18 protein-coding genes are annotated in these 17,169 nt (G+C 36.0%); 5 read left to right on the top strand and 13 right to left on the bottom strand.

All coding sequences use genetic code 11. The annotated features are described in order from the left end of the window. The first annotated feature begins 179 nt into the window (after positions 1-179). Positions 180-1,553 carry a Na+/H+ antiporter NhaC gene (gene nhaC, locus AC0OM3_RS03050; protein ID WP_000253730.1) on the top strand — a complete coding sequence of 458 codons (1,374 nt, stop codon included), beginning with the start codon at positions 180-182 and terminating at the stop codon, positions 1,551-1,553. Between the two features lie 48 nt (positions 1,554-1,601). On the opposite strand, the gene cpdB is transcribed toward nhaC, so the two are convergent. Next, a complete protein-coding gene (cpdB, locus tag AC0OM3_RS03045; RefSeq protein ID WP_474211068.1) occupies positions 1,602-3,923 on the bottom strand; it encodes a bifunctional 2',3'-cyclic-nucleotide 2'-phosphodiesterase/3'-nucleotidase in 2,322 nt (773 codons plus the stop codon). A gap of 365 nt (positions 3,924-4,288) precedes the next feature. On the opposite strand from cpdB, the gene AC0OM3_RS03040 reads away from it, so the two are divergent. After that, positions 4,289-5,068: a GDSL-type esterase/lipase family protein gene (locus AC0OM3_RS03040; RefSeq protein ID WP_000755850.1), complete on the top strand. Its 780-nt coding sequence runs from the start codon at positions 4,289-4,291 to the stop codon at positions 5,066-5,068. Between the two features lie 72 nt (positions 5,069-5,140). Next, positions 5,141-5,587, top strand: a complete 447-nt coding sequence (locus AC0OM3_RS03035) for a MarR family winged helix-turn-helix transcriptional regulator (RefSeq protein WP_000445819.1) — start codon at positions 5,141-5,143, stop codon at positions 5,585-5,587. A gap of 24 nt (positions 5,588-5,611) precedes the next feature. Here the strand turns inward: AC0OM3_RS03035 and AC0OM3_RS03030 are convergent, their stop codons facing one another. The 7 genes from AC0OM3_RS03030 to argC all read right to left on the bottom strand — a co-directional run bounded on the left by AC0OM3_RS03030 (position 5,612) and on the right by argC (position 11,754). Further along, positions 5,612-5,827, bottom strand: coding sequence for a hypothetical protein (locus AC0OM3_RS03030; RefSeq protein ID WP_000291961.1), 216 nt, complete (start codon positions 5,825-5,827; stop codon positions 5,612-5,614). Between the two features lie 57 nt (positions 5,828-5,884). Beyond that, positions 5,885-6,445 (bottom strand): DUF2062 domain-containing protein, encoded by a 561-nt coding sequence (locus tag AC0OM3_RS03025; protein ID WP_033672806.1) that lies wholly within the window; start codon positions 6,443-6,445, stop codon positions 5,885-5,887. Positions 6,446-6,583: 138 nt separating this feature from the next. Then, a complete protein-coding gene (gene argF, locus AC0OM3_RS03020) occupies positions 6,584-7,534 on the bottom strand; it encodes an ornithine carbamoyltransferase (RefSeq protein ID WP_000108892.1) in 951 nt (316 codons plus the stop codon). Between the two features lie 12 nt (positions 7,535-7,546). Further along, positions 7,547-8,707: an acetylornithine transaminase gene (locus AC0OM3_RS03015; RefSeq protein WP_000200542.1), complete on the bottom strand. Its 1,161-nt coding sequence runs from the start codon at positions 8,705-8,707 to the stop codon at positions 7,547-7,549. After that, complete coding sequence (gene argB, locus AC0OM3_RS03010; RefSeq protein ID WP_001286778.1) at positions 8,704-9,471, bottom strand: acetylglutamate kinase; 768 nt, start codon at positions 9,469-9,471, stop codon at positions 8,704-8,706. Before argB ends, AC0OM3_RS03015 begins: the two co-directional genes overlap by 4 nt. A gap of 11 nt (positions 9,472-9,482) precedes the next feature. Next, a complete protein-coding gene (argJ, locus tag AC0OM3_RS03005; RefSeq protein WP_474211067.1) occupies positions 9,483-10,706 on the bottom strand; it encodes a bifunctional glutamate N-acetyltransferase/amino-acid acetyltransferase ArgJ in 1,224 nt (407 codons plus the stop codon). 10 nt (positions 10,707-10,716) lie between these two features. Continuing rightward, a complete protein-coding gene (gene argC, locus AC0OM3_RS03000) occupies positions 10,717-11,754 on the bottom strand; it encodes an N-acetyl-gamma-glutamyl-phosphate reductase (RefSeq protein ID WP_000861255.1) in 1,038 nt (345 codons plus the stop codon). 224 nt (positions 11,755-11,978) lie between these two features. Between argC and AC0OM3_RS02995 the strand changes: the two genes are divergently transcribed. After that, on the top strand, positions 11,979-12,167 hold the full coding sequence (locus AC0OM3_RS02995) for a YqzH family protein (protein ID WP_001003225.1): 189 nt from the start codon (positions 11,979-11,981) through the stop codon (positions 12,165-12,167). A 29-nt stretch (positions 12,168-12,196) separates the two neighbouring features. Here AC0OM3_RS02995 and AC0OM3_RS02990 read toward each other — a convergent pair whose 3' ends face one another. Both AC0OM3_RS02990 and AC0OM3_RS02985 read right to left on the bottom strand, forming a co-directional pair. Continuing rightward, positions 12,197-12,991, bottom strand: coding sequence for an SDR family NAD(P)-dependent oxidoreductase (locus tag AC0OM3_RS02990; RefSeq protein ID WP_474211066.1), 795 nt, complete (start codon positions 12,989-12,991; stop codon positions 12,197-12,199). A gap of 9 nt (positions 12,992-13,000) precedes the next feature. Beyond that, entirely contained in the window at positions 13,001-13,954 is a 954-nt protein-coding gene (locus AC0OM3_RS02985; RefSeq protein ID WP_000125121.1) for an MBL fold metallo-hydrolase, read from the bottom strand. A gap of 165 nt (positions 13,955-14,119) precedes the next feature. Between AC0OM3_RS02985 and proI the strand changes: the two genes are divergently transcribed. Then, a complete protein-coding gene (gene proI / locus AC0OM3_RS02980; protein ID WP_000027247.1) occupies positions 14,120-14,959 on the top strand; it encodes a pyrroline-5-carboxylate reductase ProI in 840 nt (279 codons plus the stop codon). 46 nt (positions 14,960-15,005) lie between these two features. Here the strand turns inward: proI and sdaAA are convergent, their stop codons facing one another. From sdaAA to AC0OM3_RS02965, 3 genes are read right to left on the bottom strand one after another with little or no spacing between them, the layout of a single operon-like run. After that, entirely contained in the window at positions 15,006-15,884 is an 879-nt protein-coding gene (gene sdaAA / locus AC0OM3_RS02975; protein WP_000489461.1) for an L-serine ammonia-lyase, iron-sulfur-dependent, subunit alpha, read from the bottom strand. A gap of 18 nt (positions 15,885-15,902) precedes the next feature. After that, positions 15,903-16,562 carry an L-serine ammonia-lyase, iron-sulfur-dependent subunit beta gene (gene sdaAB, locus AC0OM3_RS02970; RefSeq protein WP_000877445.1) on the bottom strand — a complete coding sequence of 220 codons (660 nt, stop codon included), beginning with the start codon at positions 16,560-16,562 and terminating at the stop codon, positions 15,903-15,905. 48 nt (positions 16,563-16,610) lie between these two features. Next, positions 16,611-16,757, bottom strand: a complete 147-nt coding sequence (locus AC0OM3_RS02965) for a hypothetical protein (protein ID WP_370685670.1) — start codon at positions 16,755-16,757, stop codon at positions 16,611-16,613. Positions 16,758-17,169: the final 412 nt, after the last annotated feature.

Raw genomic sequence — 17,169 nt, 5'->3', positions numbered from 1 at the left:
TCGTCCCTGCATAATTATATGCAGGGACGTTTTTTTATCCAATCATTTCCGCATCATATAGAAGAACTAACAATTACCGGTAATTTGTCACAAAATTCTAAATTTTAGAAGGAAATATACAATATTGGCGAATTTTATATAAAAAAGAGCTATTTCACATTACTTAGGAGGGGAAAACAATGGTTTCAAAAATTGAGTCTGTTCTTTTAACAATTTTTATCTTTTTCTGTATTGGTTTTAGTGTTATTCAATTAGAAGTTTCACCACACATCCCAATTTTATTTGGTATCGTTCTTTTATTAGCATTTGGATTCTTAAAGAAAATCTCTTGGTCTACTATGGAGAAAGGGATGATTAGTAGTATTTCAGCTGGTATTCCATCTATATTTATTTTCTTACTTGTAGGTGTATTAATTAGCGTTTGGATCGCAGCTGGAACTATTCCGACTTTAATGGTATACGGCTTCCAACTTGTATCTCCAAAAATTTTCGTTCCAACTGTTTTTGTTGTTTGTGCAATTGTTGGAACGAGTATCGGTAGTGCTTTTACAACTGCTGCAACTGTAGGACTTGCCTTTATGGGAATGGGTACTGCCCTTGGATACGATCCAGCTCTTATTGCTGGTGCAATTATTTCTGGTGCATTCTTCGGAGATAAAATGTCTCCTTTATCTGATACAACAAACTTAGCGCCTGCTGTAACGGGTGTAGATTTATTTGAACATATTCGTAACATGCTTTGGACAACAGTTCCAGCTTTCATTATTGCTTTTATCGCATTTTTCATTTTAGGAAGCGGATCTGGTGGAAACGTTGATTTCTCAGCATTTATTAACACACTAGAAAAAAATGCAACGATTTCTATCGTTACACTGATTCCTATTTTATTACTGTTCCTATTCGCATTTAAAAAGGTACCCGCAGTTCCAACATTACTTGCAGGAATTGTGGTAGGGATTATTATTCTCTTTATTTTTAAACCTAGCACTTCTTTAGCTGATTTAATAAAAATTATGCAAGACGGTTACGTTTCTAAAACTGGTATCAAAGACATTGACAGCTTATTATCTCGCGGTGGCCTGCAAAGTATGATGATGTCAATTGCTCTTATTTTCCTAGCTCTTTGTATGGGAGGATTATTACAAGGAATGGGTATTATAGCGCAGCTGATGAATATTATCTCTAGCTTCGTAAAAACTAGTACACGCTTAATTATTTCTACTGCTTCAACTGCAATTGGTGTAAACTTCTTACTTGGTGAGCAGTACTTATCCATCGTTTTAACAGGACAAGCATTTGCTAATAAATACGATGAAGTCGGTTTAGAACGTCGTAATTTATCACGAGTATTAGAAGATGCTGGTACAGTAATTAACCCACTCGTACCATGGGGTGTCAGTGGCGTATTCTTAACAAACGTTCTTAGCGTTCCAACATTCGATTACCTGCCATACGCAATCTTCTGTTTAGCTTGTCCAGTCGTAACCATTATCGTCGGCTTTACTGGATTCGGTCTTTCATGGAAAAAAGAAAAAGCAGTACCAGTTTCATAATATAACAAAAAGGATTACCAAATCGGTAATCCTTTTTATATTTCTCGACTATCTATTCGCTTTCTTTCTTCTAAATAACATAAGTAATCCCGCTCCAACAAACGCAAGACCAGCTCCAATTGTAGAAGCAATACTTGCACCTGTTTTCGGTAAATCACGTTCATCTTTTTCAGCTTCTTTATTTTCACTTACAGTTGTTGTTTCTTTTGTATTTTGATCATCTGTTGTAGTTTGTCCAGATCCAGTAGTGTTTCCATCTTGCTTTGGTTCATTACCATTATTACCTTCTTCTGTTGGTGGTGTTGGTTTTTCTTCATTACCTGTTGGCGGTGTTGTTGGGTTTTCTCCATCACCTTTTGGTGGTGTTGTTGGATTTCCTTCACCAGTTTCTTTATCATCATTCTTCTTCGTTATATCAATTGCATATTTAGCAAATTCATTTTCAGATGGTCCAACATATGAAATCTTTCCATCTGCCTTTATATACTTTTGTGCATTTGGTGAAGAATCAAATGTTGTATTTAATTTATCTGCAACAATCGGTTTAAACGTCCAATTTTGATCAGCTGCTGGATTAATAACTGGTGTTTCTTGCATATACTTCACAATAATTTGACGTGTTTCATCTTGCGATTGGTAAATAACTTCTCCTTTACTTACACCAGGGAACGTTTTACTGCTACCGCGATAATTATTTGTAGCAACGATGAACTTTTGATCATCAGCTACTGGCTTACCTTCATATGTCATATTTACAATACGATTCGTATTTGCATTTACAACTTTTCCATCTTTATCGTATTTCGCCGGTTGTGTTACATCAATTTCGTATTTTAAGCCATCTAAAATATCGAAGTTATATGTAGGATAGCCTATATTTACTAACGGCTGTTCTTCTGTTTTCTTTGGATCAATTTGATTAAACTGACCTGCAGACATTTCAAGCCATTCTTTCACTTGTGCCCCATTTACTTTTACAGCATATAACGTATTTGGATATACGTATAAATCTGCAACGTTTTTAATCGCTAACGTTCCAGCTGGAATATCAGTATAATATGTTGCACCGTTTCGGCCACCTGCTTTAAATGGTGCACCTGCAGATAAAACCGGAATATCTTTAATCTTTTCATACTCTGGTTTTTTAAGTTCTTGTTCTACATACCATTTTTGCCCATTTGTCACAATTTGTACGGAAGGATCATCTTGTACTAATGAAAAATAACTATTAATTGGTGCAGTTGTTTTACCTACAGCTGTATTCACATAATCGATTGTCGCTTGATGATCATCTTTAATTTCATTAACTAGTTTTTGATCAGATTCTACTAATGGATTACCTTTACTATCAGCAATCGGACGAAGTTGCGGCTTAGACTGATCTTTTTGCACTTCCCATTTTCCGTTTACCTTTTTCAATTGCATATCAATAATACCTAAGTTACTACCAAAAACACCAGGCATTACAACTGGAACACCATTAAATACATCCTTCACTTCGGTATGTGAATGTCCCATTAATACTGCATCTACGCCAGGAACTTGTGTTGCTAAATAAAACGATGCATTTTCCATTCCTTCGTTGTATCCACTCTTATCAACACCTGAATGCGCTAGTGCAACTATAATATCCGCACCTTGCGCCTTCATTTCCGGAACTAATTTTTTCGCTGTTTGCACAATATCTTTTGCCTTTACTTTTCCTTCTAAATTCGCTTTATCCCAATTCATAATTTGTGGTGGAACAAATCCCATTACACCAATTTTCACTATTTGTTTTTGGCCTGCTTCATCCACTACTTCTTTCTCTAAAATATGATATGGTCTATCAAAGTAATGCTCGTCATTCTCATCATTACCATCATGGTCATCTATATAGACATTCGAGTTAATAACCGGGAAATCCGTTTTTTCAATCACTTTGTTTAGGTAATCTAAACCGTAGTTAAATTCATGATTCCCAAGAGAGATGACGTCATACTTCATTAAATTCATTAAACGATATAATGGATGTGTATAACTAGGATCCACACGATTCTTCGGATCTTTTATTTTATTCGCTACATAATCTCCAAGCGGTGTCCCTTGTAATGCATCCCCATCATCAAATAGGACAGAGTTTTTCGCTTCTTCACGTGCTTTATTAACAAGTGTTGCCGTTTGTACGAGACCTACTTTATTATCTGTTTTCGTTTGATAATAATCGTAATTCATTAAGTTAACGTGAATATCTGATGTTTCTAGAATTCGTAAGTTAACTGTACTCTCCCCAGTGTTCTCATCTGCATGAGCTGTTGCTGGCATTACTTGCGGTGCTATAACACCAATCGCAAGAGTTGCTCCAGCTAGCATTTTTTTTGACTTTTTCACAAAAAATCCCCCTTATACAATTACCAGAAATAATGAAATGAATCCCTATCTGTCTCTAACCACATACCTTTTTTCTTCTATTAGAGACACAATTTTCATTTCACCCTGCGCTAACGAGTAGTCCCCTTAAACGCCCGATTGATGATGACTAACAATTAATAGGAAATAAAGCTCCCACTAATTAAAGTTTCACCTTATCTGACATTATCATATATAAAGTTCTTTCCTATCGTCAATATTTTTTGACAAACTTCAACAAATTTTCTGTAAAGTTATTATAAACTTTTCATAAACATATAATATGCCCTTACATTGCTAATACTGCTGAATATGATACAATTACCAATTACAAGGAGGATGAATTTATGAAAAAAGTCATCTTAACAATTGTTTGTCTCCTCCTTCTGATCATTTCTTATTCTTATTTTGAAAAGAACGACGAGACAAAACAAAATGAATCTGAAGAAAAAACAGAAAAAACATCTGCTCCAAATTGGATTGATAAGCAAACAAACGAATCTTTTTATCATCTTGTATTAGGTGATTCACTCGCTAAAGGATATGGATCGACACAAGGTGGGTTTGCTGAATTAGCTTCTAAGCAAATAGAAGCACAAATTCACAAACCAATTACAGTAGAAAACCTTGGGGTAAACGGTCTTACAACAGATCGTCTCGCAAAAAAAGTTCAATCAGAAGATGTAAAGGAAAAAATTAGAGCAGCAAATATAATTACAATTAATATTGGAGGAAATAATTTATTTCGTTTAAATCGTGATGTTGGTGTTATAGATGGTATAAAAATGTTAAATAAAGAAAAAGCCCATTTTGAAGCGGATATAAAAAGTATTGTAAAGACAGTTCGAGATCAAAATCCTGACGCTTTACTCATTCTCTCAGAACTCTATAATCCGTTACAACTCGATGACTCCATCGCAAGTTATGCAGATATGTTTTTAGATGGCTGGAATGAATCTGTTTATTCCATTTCCAAAGCAAATCAACCATCTATCGTTTTACCAATTCGCAAATTAATATCGAATGATAAAAAAGAGTTATTATTTGACCAAGTACACCCAAATGATAACGGCTATGCGATTATTGCCAATACATTTACAAAGCAAGTGTTATCCTACAAATATTAAAGCGACCATGAAACAATTCTATTTTTATAACATGTCTTTTTTGTTACAATGATAGTGGAAGGGGGCCTTTATATGGAATCACGCGAGTGGGAACGTATTGTTGATCATCTTCTTTCGCTAGTGCCTCTTTTTTATCGCAAATTTATGCTTCCTGGAGAATTTTCTTCTCAAAGACATATGCCGCCATCACATACACAAGTATTACTGCTTTTGCATGAAAACGGCACATTAGCAGTTTCCGAAATCGGCAAGCGGCTAGCGATTTCACGGCCTAACATGACACCTCTATTAAACAAACTTATTCAAGAAGAACTAATAGAGCGTCATTATAGCGAAAAAGATCGACGGGTCATTTTAATTTCTCTAACAGCTGAAGGGAAATTATTAGTAAATCAGTATCAGCAATTCATTTTAGACAAACTAAAAGAAAATTTCCAAACATTATCTGAGGAAGAGCGCGAAAAGCTCATTCATTCTCTTCAAACCATTCAAAATTTAATTTTGAAAACAAACGTATAAAGCTGCTTCTAAATAGAAGCAGCTTTATGATTCGTAATAGTTACCATAGTATACATTGGAATATGGCCATGTTGTTAAATATGGTTTTTTTTCCTGCGTAGGCTGTTGTGTTGGTAATTGTGGTATTTGTGATAATTGCTGTAATTGTTGTTGCCGATATAATTCGTATTGTCTACTCGTATCATAAACCGGATAATAACTTACATATGGATATACTTGAGGTACGTAATAATAATACATTATCCTCTCCTCCTTTTTCTTAAACATATTCAAAGGAGAAAATGAATGTGACATTGTTTATAATTGTACAAGTGGTTCTCTCACTCGTTTCTTCCTTTTCTTCAAACGTAACTTACGGTTCTTTTCGTATAAATAATGCACAACGAAATATGAAATGAGACCAAACCCAACTCCTAAAATCGTCATTCCAATTAATACATACACTTCACTTTGTAATAAGCTCTTTAATATCGTAAAAATGTGACTTGAAAACAAGTCCGATATCGTAAATGGTTCATGTTGAATTTTCTGTACATGAAATGGATAAATCATTTTTCCTAGCGCATACGCAAGCGGAAATAAAAATACTGGGAGAAACGATATTTTCCCAATAATATTGCCAATAACTGCCGCAGGAAAAGATCCCTTTGCTAACCTGACGATTGGATAAAATATTACATATACGAGCGATGCCGTATAAATGACTAACATTTCTAAGCCGAATCCTATAGCAAACCCTAACGATACTTTCTTTGCGCCTTCTGGCGATCGAAGCAACTTATAATATTGAAACTTTAATATTCTCCACATCCGCTGAAAAAACGAATATGTTTTCTTAGTTGTTTTCACCCTCATCATCTCTTTAACTATATTTTTATATGTAGTATGTCCTTACACACTCTGAACAACAAATTTAGTTTTCTCTTTTATTATAAATGATATCAAAATGGTTAACCAAATATACATCCAACATTTTAATATAAAAAAACCTCCCTTTTAGGAAGGCTCTTCTACATTTTTAAATAAACTCACTAATAACGCTTTTTGAGCATGCAATCGATTACCAGCTTGCTCAAAGACGATAGACTGTGGTCCATCTATAATTTCTCCTGTTACTTCTTCTTCACGATGGGCAGGTAAACAGTGTAAGAAACGATATGTTTGCTTCGCATGCTTAACAAGTTCGTCATTGATTTGGTAAGGTTGAAATAAAGTATATTTCTCTTTTTCGCCCTCTTGCCCCATGCTCATCCAAACGTCAGTATAAATGAAATCTGCTTCATTCACCGCTAATTCAGGATCATGCAAAACTTCAATTTCAGCTCCTGTTTCCTTGGCAATCGCTAACGCTTTTTTTACAATCTCTTCATTCGGTTCATATCCTACAGGCGTTGCAACAGTCATATGCATTCCGACTTTTGCACTCGCTAGCAACAATGAATGACATACATTATTTCCGTCACCTACGTAAGCCAATTTTATTCCTTTAAATGTATTTGTTTCTTCATATATCGTCATGAGGTCTGCCAATGCTTGACAAGGATGATGATCATCCGTTAAACCGTTAATAACAGGAATACTCGATTCTTTTGCAAGCTCTTCTACATCCGCGTGTGAAAATGTACGTATCATGATCCCGTCAATATACTGTGATAATACTTTCGCAGTATCTGAAACGGTTTCTCCTCTTCCCATTTGCATCTCTTTCCCACTTAAAAACATACCATGTCCCCCGAGTTGTACCATTCCCGCTTCAAAAGATACACGAGTACGAGTTGAATGCTTATCAAAAATAAGCCCTAATATTTTGCCTTGTAATAAAGGCTCTTGCTTATTCTTTTTTAAATATATAGCGAACTCAATTAATGAAATGATTTCTTCTTGCGTCAATTCTTCTAATGTTAAAAGATCTTTCGTATTTAATTTTGGTACTTGTACAGTTGACATGAAACTTCCCCCTTATATAATTGATACGTTTTTTGTAAAAACTACTTTTTTTATTATATATACTGCCTGTTCTAACTCTTCATTCGTGACAATGAGTGGCGGTAATAGTCTTATAACATTAGGCCCTGCTTGTAATACGAGAAGTCCTTCGTTTTCTAGTTGCTCTATAAAACTTGCAACTTCATGCTTACACTCAATCCCAATCATAAGCCCTTTACCACGTATATTTTGAATACATTCGACATGCTGTAATTCCTCTTGCAACTTCTGTAATACGTACTCGCCCTTTTCCTTTACTTCTTTTAAAAACGATGGTTTCTTAGTTATTTGCAATACTTCTTTCGCTGCAGCCATTGCAATATAATTTCCACCAAACGTTGAACCGTGTGATCCTGCAGGAAACGATGTTCCAAGTTCTTTCCGGCCAATCATTGCTCCGACAGGAATCCCATTCCCAAGTGCCTTTGCAACGGTAACGATATCAGGCTCTATTCGCACTTGTTCATAAGCGAATAGTGTTCCAGTTCTTCCTATCCCCGTTTGAACTTCGTCTATAATAAATAAGGAACCGAACTTATTACATAATGTTTCAATCTCTTTCAAAAAAGATAGATCAGCAGGTATTACTCCTCCCTCTCCTTGAACAACTTCTACCATTACCGCCGCAACTTCTTCATTCATTACTTCCTCTAATGCTTTAATATCGTTAAAAGGGATATGTAAAAAAGATGGAAGTAATGGACCAAATCCTTCTTTTACCTTATCTTGGCCCGTTGCACTCATCGTTCCAAATGTTCTACCGTGAAAAGACTGCTGGCATGTTACGACGAGAGATTTTCCAGTATGCTTACGTGCTAACTTTAAAGCCGCTTCATTTGCCTCTGCCCCACTATTACAGAAAAACACATAATCTAATGCTCTATTTTCTGTTAATAATGACGCAACTTCTTCTTGTAAGCTGTTTGTAAACAGGTTAGATATATGCCATATATCATCAAGTTGCTCTTGTACACTTTTGAAAACAGTAGGGTGACAATGTCCTAAATTACATACGCCAATTCCTGATGTAAAATCTAAATATTGCTTACCTTTATTATCAATAACTTTCGTTCCAGTTCCCTTTACAAACTCAATAGTTCTTCTGCCATACGTTTGAAAAAGATGACTCGTCATACAATACTCACACCTTTCGTTACCGTCGTTCCAATACACTCTCCCGTAACCTCAGTAAAATCTTTTGTACCATTCACAATACTTATCTTTTGCACTCCCATTTTTAATGATGCTAGTGCCGCCTGTACTTTCGGAATCATCCCACCTGTAATAACACCTGTTTCTATAAAAGTAGCAATTTCAGATTCATCCGTTTCCTTTACCAAATTCCCTTCATGTAATATTCCATCTACATCCGTAATAAAAACAAGCTCTTTTGCCCCTAACGCGGCCGCAATCCCAGCTGCAGCATTGTCCGCATTTATGTTATAAATTTCATTACCATTTACCCCGATTGGAGCAATAACAGGAATATAATTCATATTCATTACCCCTTTTAGTAAGGACGTTTCGACATAACTTACTTCTCCCACATATCCTATCTCCTCGTTGACAGGTTGAATTTGAAGTAAATTGCCGTCACACCCTGAACAACCTACCGCAAGTAAATTGTGCTTTTGTAAATTCATTACGAGTTTTTTATTCGTACTTCCGCATAGCACCATTTGAACAATATCCATAACTTCTTTTGGTGTTACGCGTAATCCATCTCTTTTTTCTACGTTGATGTTACAATCTTTTAATTTGGCATCAATTTCTGGCCCACCACCATGGACAATCACTACTTTATACTTCTGCTGTAATTTCTTTATACAATCAAAAAACACATCATTTAATTGATCCAACATACTACCGCCGCATTTCACTACAATATAATCGCTCATCTTCCCTCTCCTTATGTACGATAACAAGCGTTTATTTTCACATATTCATAGCTTAAGTCACAGCCCCAAGCTGATCCTGTCTCTTCTCCTAAATGTAAATACACATCAATCATAATTTCATGTTCTTTTAATTTCATTTCCATTTCCTCTTCAGAAAACATTTGAGGTTCACTATTTTTCAGCACCGTAATAGATTGAAGAGTAATATCAATTGTATTTGGGTTAATCGTGACTTCACTTTGTCCAATACTGCTAATAATTCGCCCCCAGTTTGGGTCTTCACCATGTATTGCTGTTTTCACAAGACTCGAACCGACTATTTTCTTTGCAATTTTCTTTGCCTCTTCATTCGTTCGAGCTCCTAACACATTTACTTCTATTAACTTCGTAGCGCCCTCACCATCTTGTGCGATTTTTTTCGCTAAATCTTCACATACCTTCTGTAAAGCAAATACGAAAGTTTCCCAATCTGCATGTTCCATATTGATTGGTTTCGTTTCTGATAATCCACTTGCCATAACGATGACCATGTCATTCGTAGAAGTATCTCCATCTACCGTAATTTGATTAAATGTACGATTCGTTATTTGTGATAATGCTGTTTGCAATTCTTCATGTTCTATATTGGCATCTGTCGTAATAAAACTAAGCATCGTTGCCATATTCGGATGAATCATCCCTGAACCTTTTGCAACACCAGCAATCGCCACTTTCTTCCCATCAATAATCATTTCATAGCAAGTTTCTTTCGTTATAAGATCCGTCGTTAAAATTGCTTCCGAAAAAGAATATGATTCACTTTCTTCCTTCGTCGGTATAAGAGTTGCAACTCCCTTTCCGATTATATCCATCGGCAGCGGAACACCAATTACACCTGTTGAGGCTATTGCAACGTAGTTTTCTTTCATCCCAAAATGTTCTGCCCCTAATGCGCGCATCTCGTAAGCATCTTGCAATCCTTTCATTCCTGTACAAGCATTTGCATTTCCACTATTAACGATAATAGCTTGTAATTTCCCCTCAGCCGTTATACTATCCTTCGTTACTTGCAAGGGGGCTGCTTGTATTTGATTCGTTGTATACACAGCGGCACATGATGCTGGTACATCACAAACGATGGCACCTAAATCCTTTTTCTCCTTTTTCAAACCATTTGCAGTACCAATTGCCGAAAAGCCTTTCGGCGTTACAATTGAACCATTTTCTAATTTTGTAATAGACGCTACTTTAATCATCATGTCCCCCTTATGGATAAAGCGGCATATGTTGTAAACCTGTTGTCTCTTCTAGTCCCGCTATTATGTTTGCATTTTGCATCGCTTGCCCAGCCGCGCCTTTCATCATATTGTCTATAACAGAAACGACCGTAACTCTTTCTGTTCTTTCATCGTAAGCTATGCCAATATCACAATAATTTGAGCCTCTCACTTCCTTTGGACTTGGAAATTTGCCTTGCGTACAAATTCGGATGAAAGGCGATTGTTCATACGTTTCTTCATACAATTTTTGAAGTTGCTTTATTTCCATCTTTTGTTTTACTTTTGCATAAAGTGTAATCATGATTCCTCGTGATATCGGTATTAAATGTGTGCTAAATGTAATTGGCTGTAATTCACTATTCCATTCTGTAAGCATTTGCTCAATCTCTGGAACGTGCTGATGCTGGTTTACTTTATAGATATGTAAGTTATCGTATAGCTCAGGAAAATGAGTCATTGTTGTTGGTGTTTTTCCTGCTCCTGATACCCCTGATTTCGCATCAATAATAATCGAATCTTCTTCAATCATGCCGCTACGTACTAACGGCGCTATCGCTAGCAATGTGGCTGTAGCAAAACATCCTGGGTTTGCAATTAAATTTGCATTTTGAATCTCAGACCTTTTCCATTCACTTAACCCATACACTGCTTTTCTAAGAATTTCTTCTTTCGCTGCTGGCCTTTTATACCACAGTTCATATGACGAAGGATCTATCATACGAAAGTCTCCAGATAGGTCAATTACTTTTAAACCTTCTGCTAATAACTTGGGAGTTAACTTCGCCGATACTCCTGCTGGTGTTGCTAGAAATACAATTTCTGCTTCTTTCCCTATTGTCTCCACATCAATTTCTTGTAACGTATGAACGAGAACATTTCGAAGGTGTGGATATACATTTGTTATACACTCACCAACTTGTGAAAAAGAATGAAGAGATGCTATAGAAAAATATGGATGTTGTTCTAATAAACGAATTAACTCAATGCCCCCATATCCAGTGGCTCCAATAATTGCGACTTTCATAAGTTCCTCCTCATATTGATTCTTTAAATTAAGTATGATTATAATATTGTATTTTTATAGAGTCAATTAAATATTTATAAATTTTTAAAACTAAAAAAACTTAATTTTACTAGAAAAACAATATGCACAACCGAATTTTTATACACAAATAGTGCATGGTAGTTTTTTTATTTCACTTCAAGTACAATAAAACAATACATACGTACATACAGGCGGGAAAAAATATGAACGAAAAATTAATTGAGAAAATGATTATAAAAAGTTTTCAACAATATCAATGCAGTCCAATATCAAAAGAAGATCGGGAAATGCTAGTGAAACATATTCAAACGGTGACTCATTCAAATATTGAAATTGATTTATACGAGGAGATTGAGGATATTGTTTATGATTATGTGACTGGAAAACAATAAAAAATAGGAGATTTCCATGTGGAAATCTCCTATTTTTTACTTAATGATTTACCTGCTACACGTTCAAATAAACCTGGGAATAAAGCATAAAGTTTCGGGCCAATTCCCATCCACTTCGGTAAGTTTACTTCACGTTTTTTCGTGTGCATCGACTTTACGATTTGTTCTGCTACGTATGTTGGTTTTAACATGTAACGTCCCATATTCTTTACATATATACCAGATTGATCCGCTATTTCAAAAAAGTTTGTATCTATCGGACCTGGATTAATTGCTGTAACATAAATATGTGTATTCGCTAATTCCATGCGTAAACTATTCGTAAAACCTAATACAGCATGTTTCGTTGCTGCATAAGCACTCGATTTCGGAGTTGCAATTTTTCCAGCAAGTGAAGCAATATTAATAATATGTCCTTCGTTCTTGTTTACCATATAAGGTAGTACCGCTTTCGTACATGCTACTAATCCAAATACATTTACTTGGAACATATCTTTTACTTCATCCATTGACGCATCTTCAAACGTTTTAAAAATACCAAATCCCGCGTTGTTTACTAATATATCAATACGTCCTACTTCTTGTAATACCTTTGAAAAAACAGACTGTACTTCTATCTCTTCACTTACATCTAATACATAATAATAGCAAGGCGTATTATAAGTTTCTTTAATTTTGTCTACTAACGCTTGTAGTTTCTCTTCTGTTCGAGCCATTAATACGGGAGTCGCTCCCTGTGCTGCAACTTGCATTGCAACTTGCTCACCAATCCCACTAGAAGCACCTGTAATGACGATTACTTTATTTTGTAAGCGTCCTGTCATTGCTGTCACCTACTTTGCATAATAAATCAATCGTTGCGATGACTCATCAATCATCACTTGTTGATTATATGCTAAATAGTCCAATTGTCCAACCGTTTCTGAAATAGTAAGTGGTAACTGTTCTTTATATAATACCGGAAATAGTTTTACACATACTTCAAATGCTGTCATTGGTTTTTCCTTTAATAACTCAAGCACTTTAAAAGCACGTGTTTCTTGCTTTTGTAATCTCGTTTCAATAAGTTGTTTCACATTTAGAACATCTTCCCCATGCCCTGATAAAATGCGTGAAATATTCATTTCGCTTAAACGCTGTAATGTTTGATTATATTGTAGTAATGGGCGTGCCCGCTCTGTTTGCCCTTCATATGGCGGTTCTAGTATTGGATTCGAAGAAATATGACTAATGAGAGCATCTCCACCAATTAATATTCCATCAGATTCTCTATATAAAGAAATATGAGTAGAAGCATGACCTGGTGTTTCAAGTACTATAAATCCAGGCAAAGAATCAATACGATCTCCTTCTCTGACAGTATGCGTTAACGATCTATTACAAGAATATTTAAGTGTCCTCGTCGTCAATAACGACTCGTCTTTCAAAAATGCTGCTGGCACACCAAACTGTAAGGCCGTCTCTCTAAAAAATTCATGATACCGCTTTAAAAATTCTGGATTTTGTGTAATCCAAGGCTCATTCCAAGGATGTCCAATAATATTCGTCTTCTCAGAAAATATATTTAAAAGTCCACAATGATCTGCATGATGATGCGTAATGACTACTGTTTCAATTTCTTCTATCGTATGCCCTAATGCACCTAATTGACTTTCTAACGCATTCCTTGCCTCTTCTGTATTCGTCCCTGTATCAATTAATGTTAATGTCTCCCCCTCAACTAAAAACACATTCACAGTTTCCACTGCAAATGGTACAGGAATCTCCATTCGGTGAATCGCCGTCATGCTTAGCCCCCCTGTCTCTTTCCGGTTCAAAAATGAATACTTCTTCAGTTTACAACTTCTATATATATTTGTCATTATTTTCAGACAAAAAGAGGTGTTTCCTATAAAAAAACGAATGTATGTACATTTATAAGAATTTCTAACCAAAATTAAAGGAGGAACATCATGTCTATTCAAAACATTTCCTTTCTCGGTGCAGGCTCTATTGCCGAAGCTATTATTGGTGGCTTGTTACATGCAAATGTCGTTAAAGGTGAACAAATTACTGTAAGTAATCGTTCTAACGAGACAAGATTACAAGAGCTACATAAAAAATACGGTGTCAAAGGTACTCATAATAAAAAAGAATTACTTACTGATGCAAATATTCTTTTTCTAGCAATGAAACCAAAGGATGTTGCAGAGGCGCTTACCCCTTTTAAAGAATACATAAATAATAACGTGCTTATTATTTCATTACTAGCAGGTGTTTCTACTGACTCAATTAGAAAACTACTTCAAAAAGACATTCCAATTATTCGTGCAATGCCAAATACATCCGCAGCCATTTTAAAATCAGCTACCGCTATCTCCCCTTCAAAACATGCAACAGCGGAGCATATTCGCACTGCAACATCTTTATTTGAAACGATTGGTCTCGTCTCTGTTGTAGAGGAAGAAGATATGCATGCTGTCACTGCATTATCCGGAAGTGGACCTGCTTATATTTATTACGTAGTGGAAGCTATGGAAGAAGCTGCAAAAAATATTGGTTTAAAAGAAGATGTTGCAAAATCACTTATTCTTCAAACGATGATTGGTGCTGCTGAAATGCTAAAAGCAAGTGACAAACACCCTTCTATTTTGCGAAAGGAAATTACTTCTCCTGGTGGAACTACCGAAGCAGGTATTGAAGTATTACAAGAACATAAATTTCAACAAGCACTTATTTCTTGTATTACACAGGCAACGAAACGATCACATAACCTTGGAAAAACATTAGAACAACTAACAAAAGAAAAATAGAAAAAGGAGCTCAAGTTTATTTGAGCTCCTTTTTCTATAATTACACTTAGTTATTGTTCTTCCCAAAAATCTCTTCTTGCAGGCGACGACCAGTTGGCGTTGCTGCAAGTCCACCTTCTGCTGTTTCACGAAGTGCTACTGGCATCGTTTGTCCGATTCTAAACATTGCCTCAATTACTTCATCACATGGAATTGTACTCGTTACACCAGCTAATGCTAAATCTGCTGAAATCATCGCATTTGCAGCTCCTGCTGCATTACGTTTTACACAAGGTACTTCTACAAGTCCTGCAACAGGATCACACACTAAACCAAGCATGTTCTTTAATGAAATTGCCATCGCTGTAGCTGCTTGATCTTGTGTTCCACCAGCCATCTCAACTGCAGCTGCAGCCGCCATTCCACTTGCTGAACCAACTTCAGCTTGGCATCCTCCCGCTGCACCAGAAATACAAGCGTTATTCGCAACAACCATACCGAAAGCTCCTGCTGTAAATAAGAATTCAATCATTTCTTCACGTGTAGGCTGCAATTTTTCTCTTAGTGCAAATAGTACACCTGGCACTGTTCCAGCAGACCCTGCTGTTGGTGTTGCACAAATAATTCCCATCGCCGCGTTTACTTCATTTGTTGCAACAGCTTTGCTTACTGCGTCCAAAATCGTATCTCCTGATAAGCCTTTTCCGCTCTTCATATACGCTTGAACTTTTACAGCATCTCCACCAGTTAAACCAGTTGGTGATTTCACGCCGCGAATACCACGTTCTACTGCTTGCTCCATCACTACTAAGTTCTTTTCCATACCAGCAATTACTTCTTCACGTGAAATACTTCTTGTTTCCATTTCACATTGAATCATAATTTCTGCGATTTTTACATTTTGTTCTTTAGCTTGCGCCACTAGTTCCGCTGCGTTCCGAAACATGGTGTGTCCCCCCTGCAATTATTCCATAATAGTTACTTGACAAATATTTTGTTGCGCTTTTATTTCTTCAATTACTTCATCTGCTAATAATTCATCTGTTTCAATGACCATAAGTGCTCTTCTTCCTTTTTCTTTACGAGAAACACTCATTGTACTAATGTTAATCTCATGTTTCGCAAGGATTGAAGCTACCGCTGCAATAGCACCGAAGCGATCGTTATTTACAATAAGTAGTGCTGGGCTCGTGCCTGATAATTGAAGATCGAATCCGTTTAATTCTACAACTTCAATTTTACCGCCACCAATTGAGCAAGCAACAACTTCAATTTCATCTTCACCTTTATACAAACGAATTCTCGCTGTATTTGGGTGAGGTGCATTGGCATCTTCTTCAATGAATTCCACTTCAATTTCGCGCTCTTTTGCTATTTCTAGCGCCTCTGGAATACGTAAGTCATCTGTTTCAAATCCTAATATTCCACCGATTAGTGCTACATCCGTACCATGCCCTCGATACGTCTTTGCAAATGATCCATATAACGAAATGCTTACTCTTTCTGGTTCATGACGAAACAGCTGGCGAGCAACTTGCCCCATTCTTGCTGCGCCTGCTGTATGTGAACTTGATGGTCCAATCATAACTGGACCGATAATATCAAATACTGAGCGATACTTCATCATAACTCCCCCTAAACCTCTATGAAAAAAATTTATTCTACTATTCTATTAAGCTGCTACATCTGTCGCTTTTCCAGTTGTACCACGAATTTGTTCTGCTGTACGAATTGGATAGTTTTTGAATAAAAGTAATCCAATATAACCTGAAATAATACCAGTTATCATAATACATAAGAATCTTAGCATTATTTTCATTTAAAAATGATACAAGATAATCCACAATAAAGTCTGGTAGCAATCCAAAGTTTAACACAGAAGCCATTGCAAGCATAGCATAAACAAGTGATATAACCATTGCTAATGCAACTAAATTTGCACCCGCTATTCCGCCTATACTACCTGCTGATGTTCTGAACTCTTTTAAAGAGTGGTGTACCAATTAAATCTCCACCACCTTATTAATAAAAAGCTTCTACTAAGGAACTCGCAATAGATACACTTGCTAATCATATCGTTTAGCTAAAAAGTGAAAAAGACTTATGACAAATAATAGTAATATCTTTCCTATTATAATTCTCGTGTTACTCTCTCATGATTTAGTCAACTTCACTTGTTACGATAATGACTAAAATACATGTGACTTATCATAAATTATAATCTGCCCTCA

This window comes from Bacillus sp. FAU20, from assembly GCF_056033865.1.
Note: the sequence above shows the minus strand (reverse complement) of the source record. Positions and strands in the feature narration are given on the sequence as shown.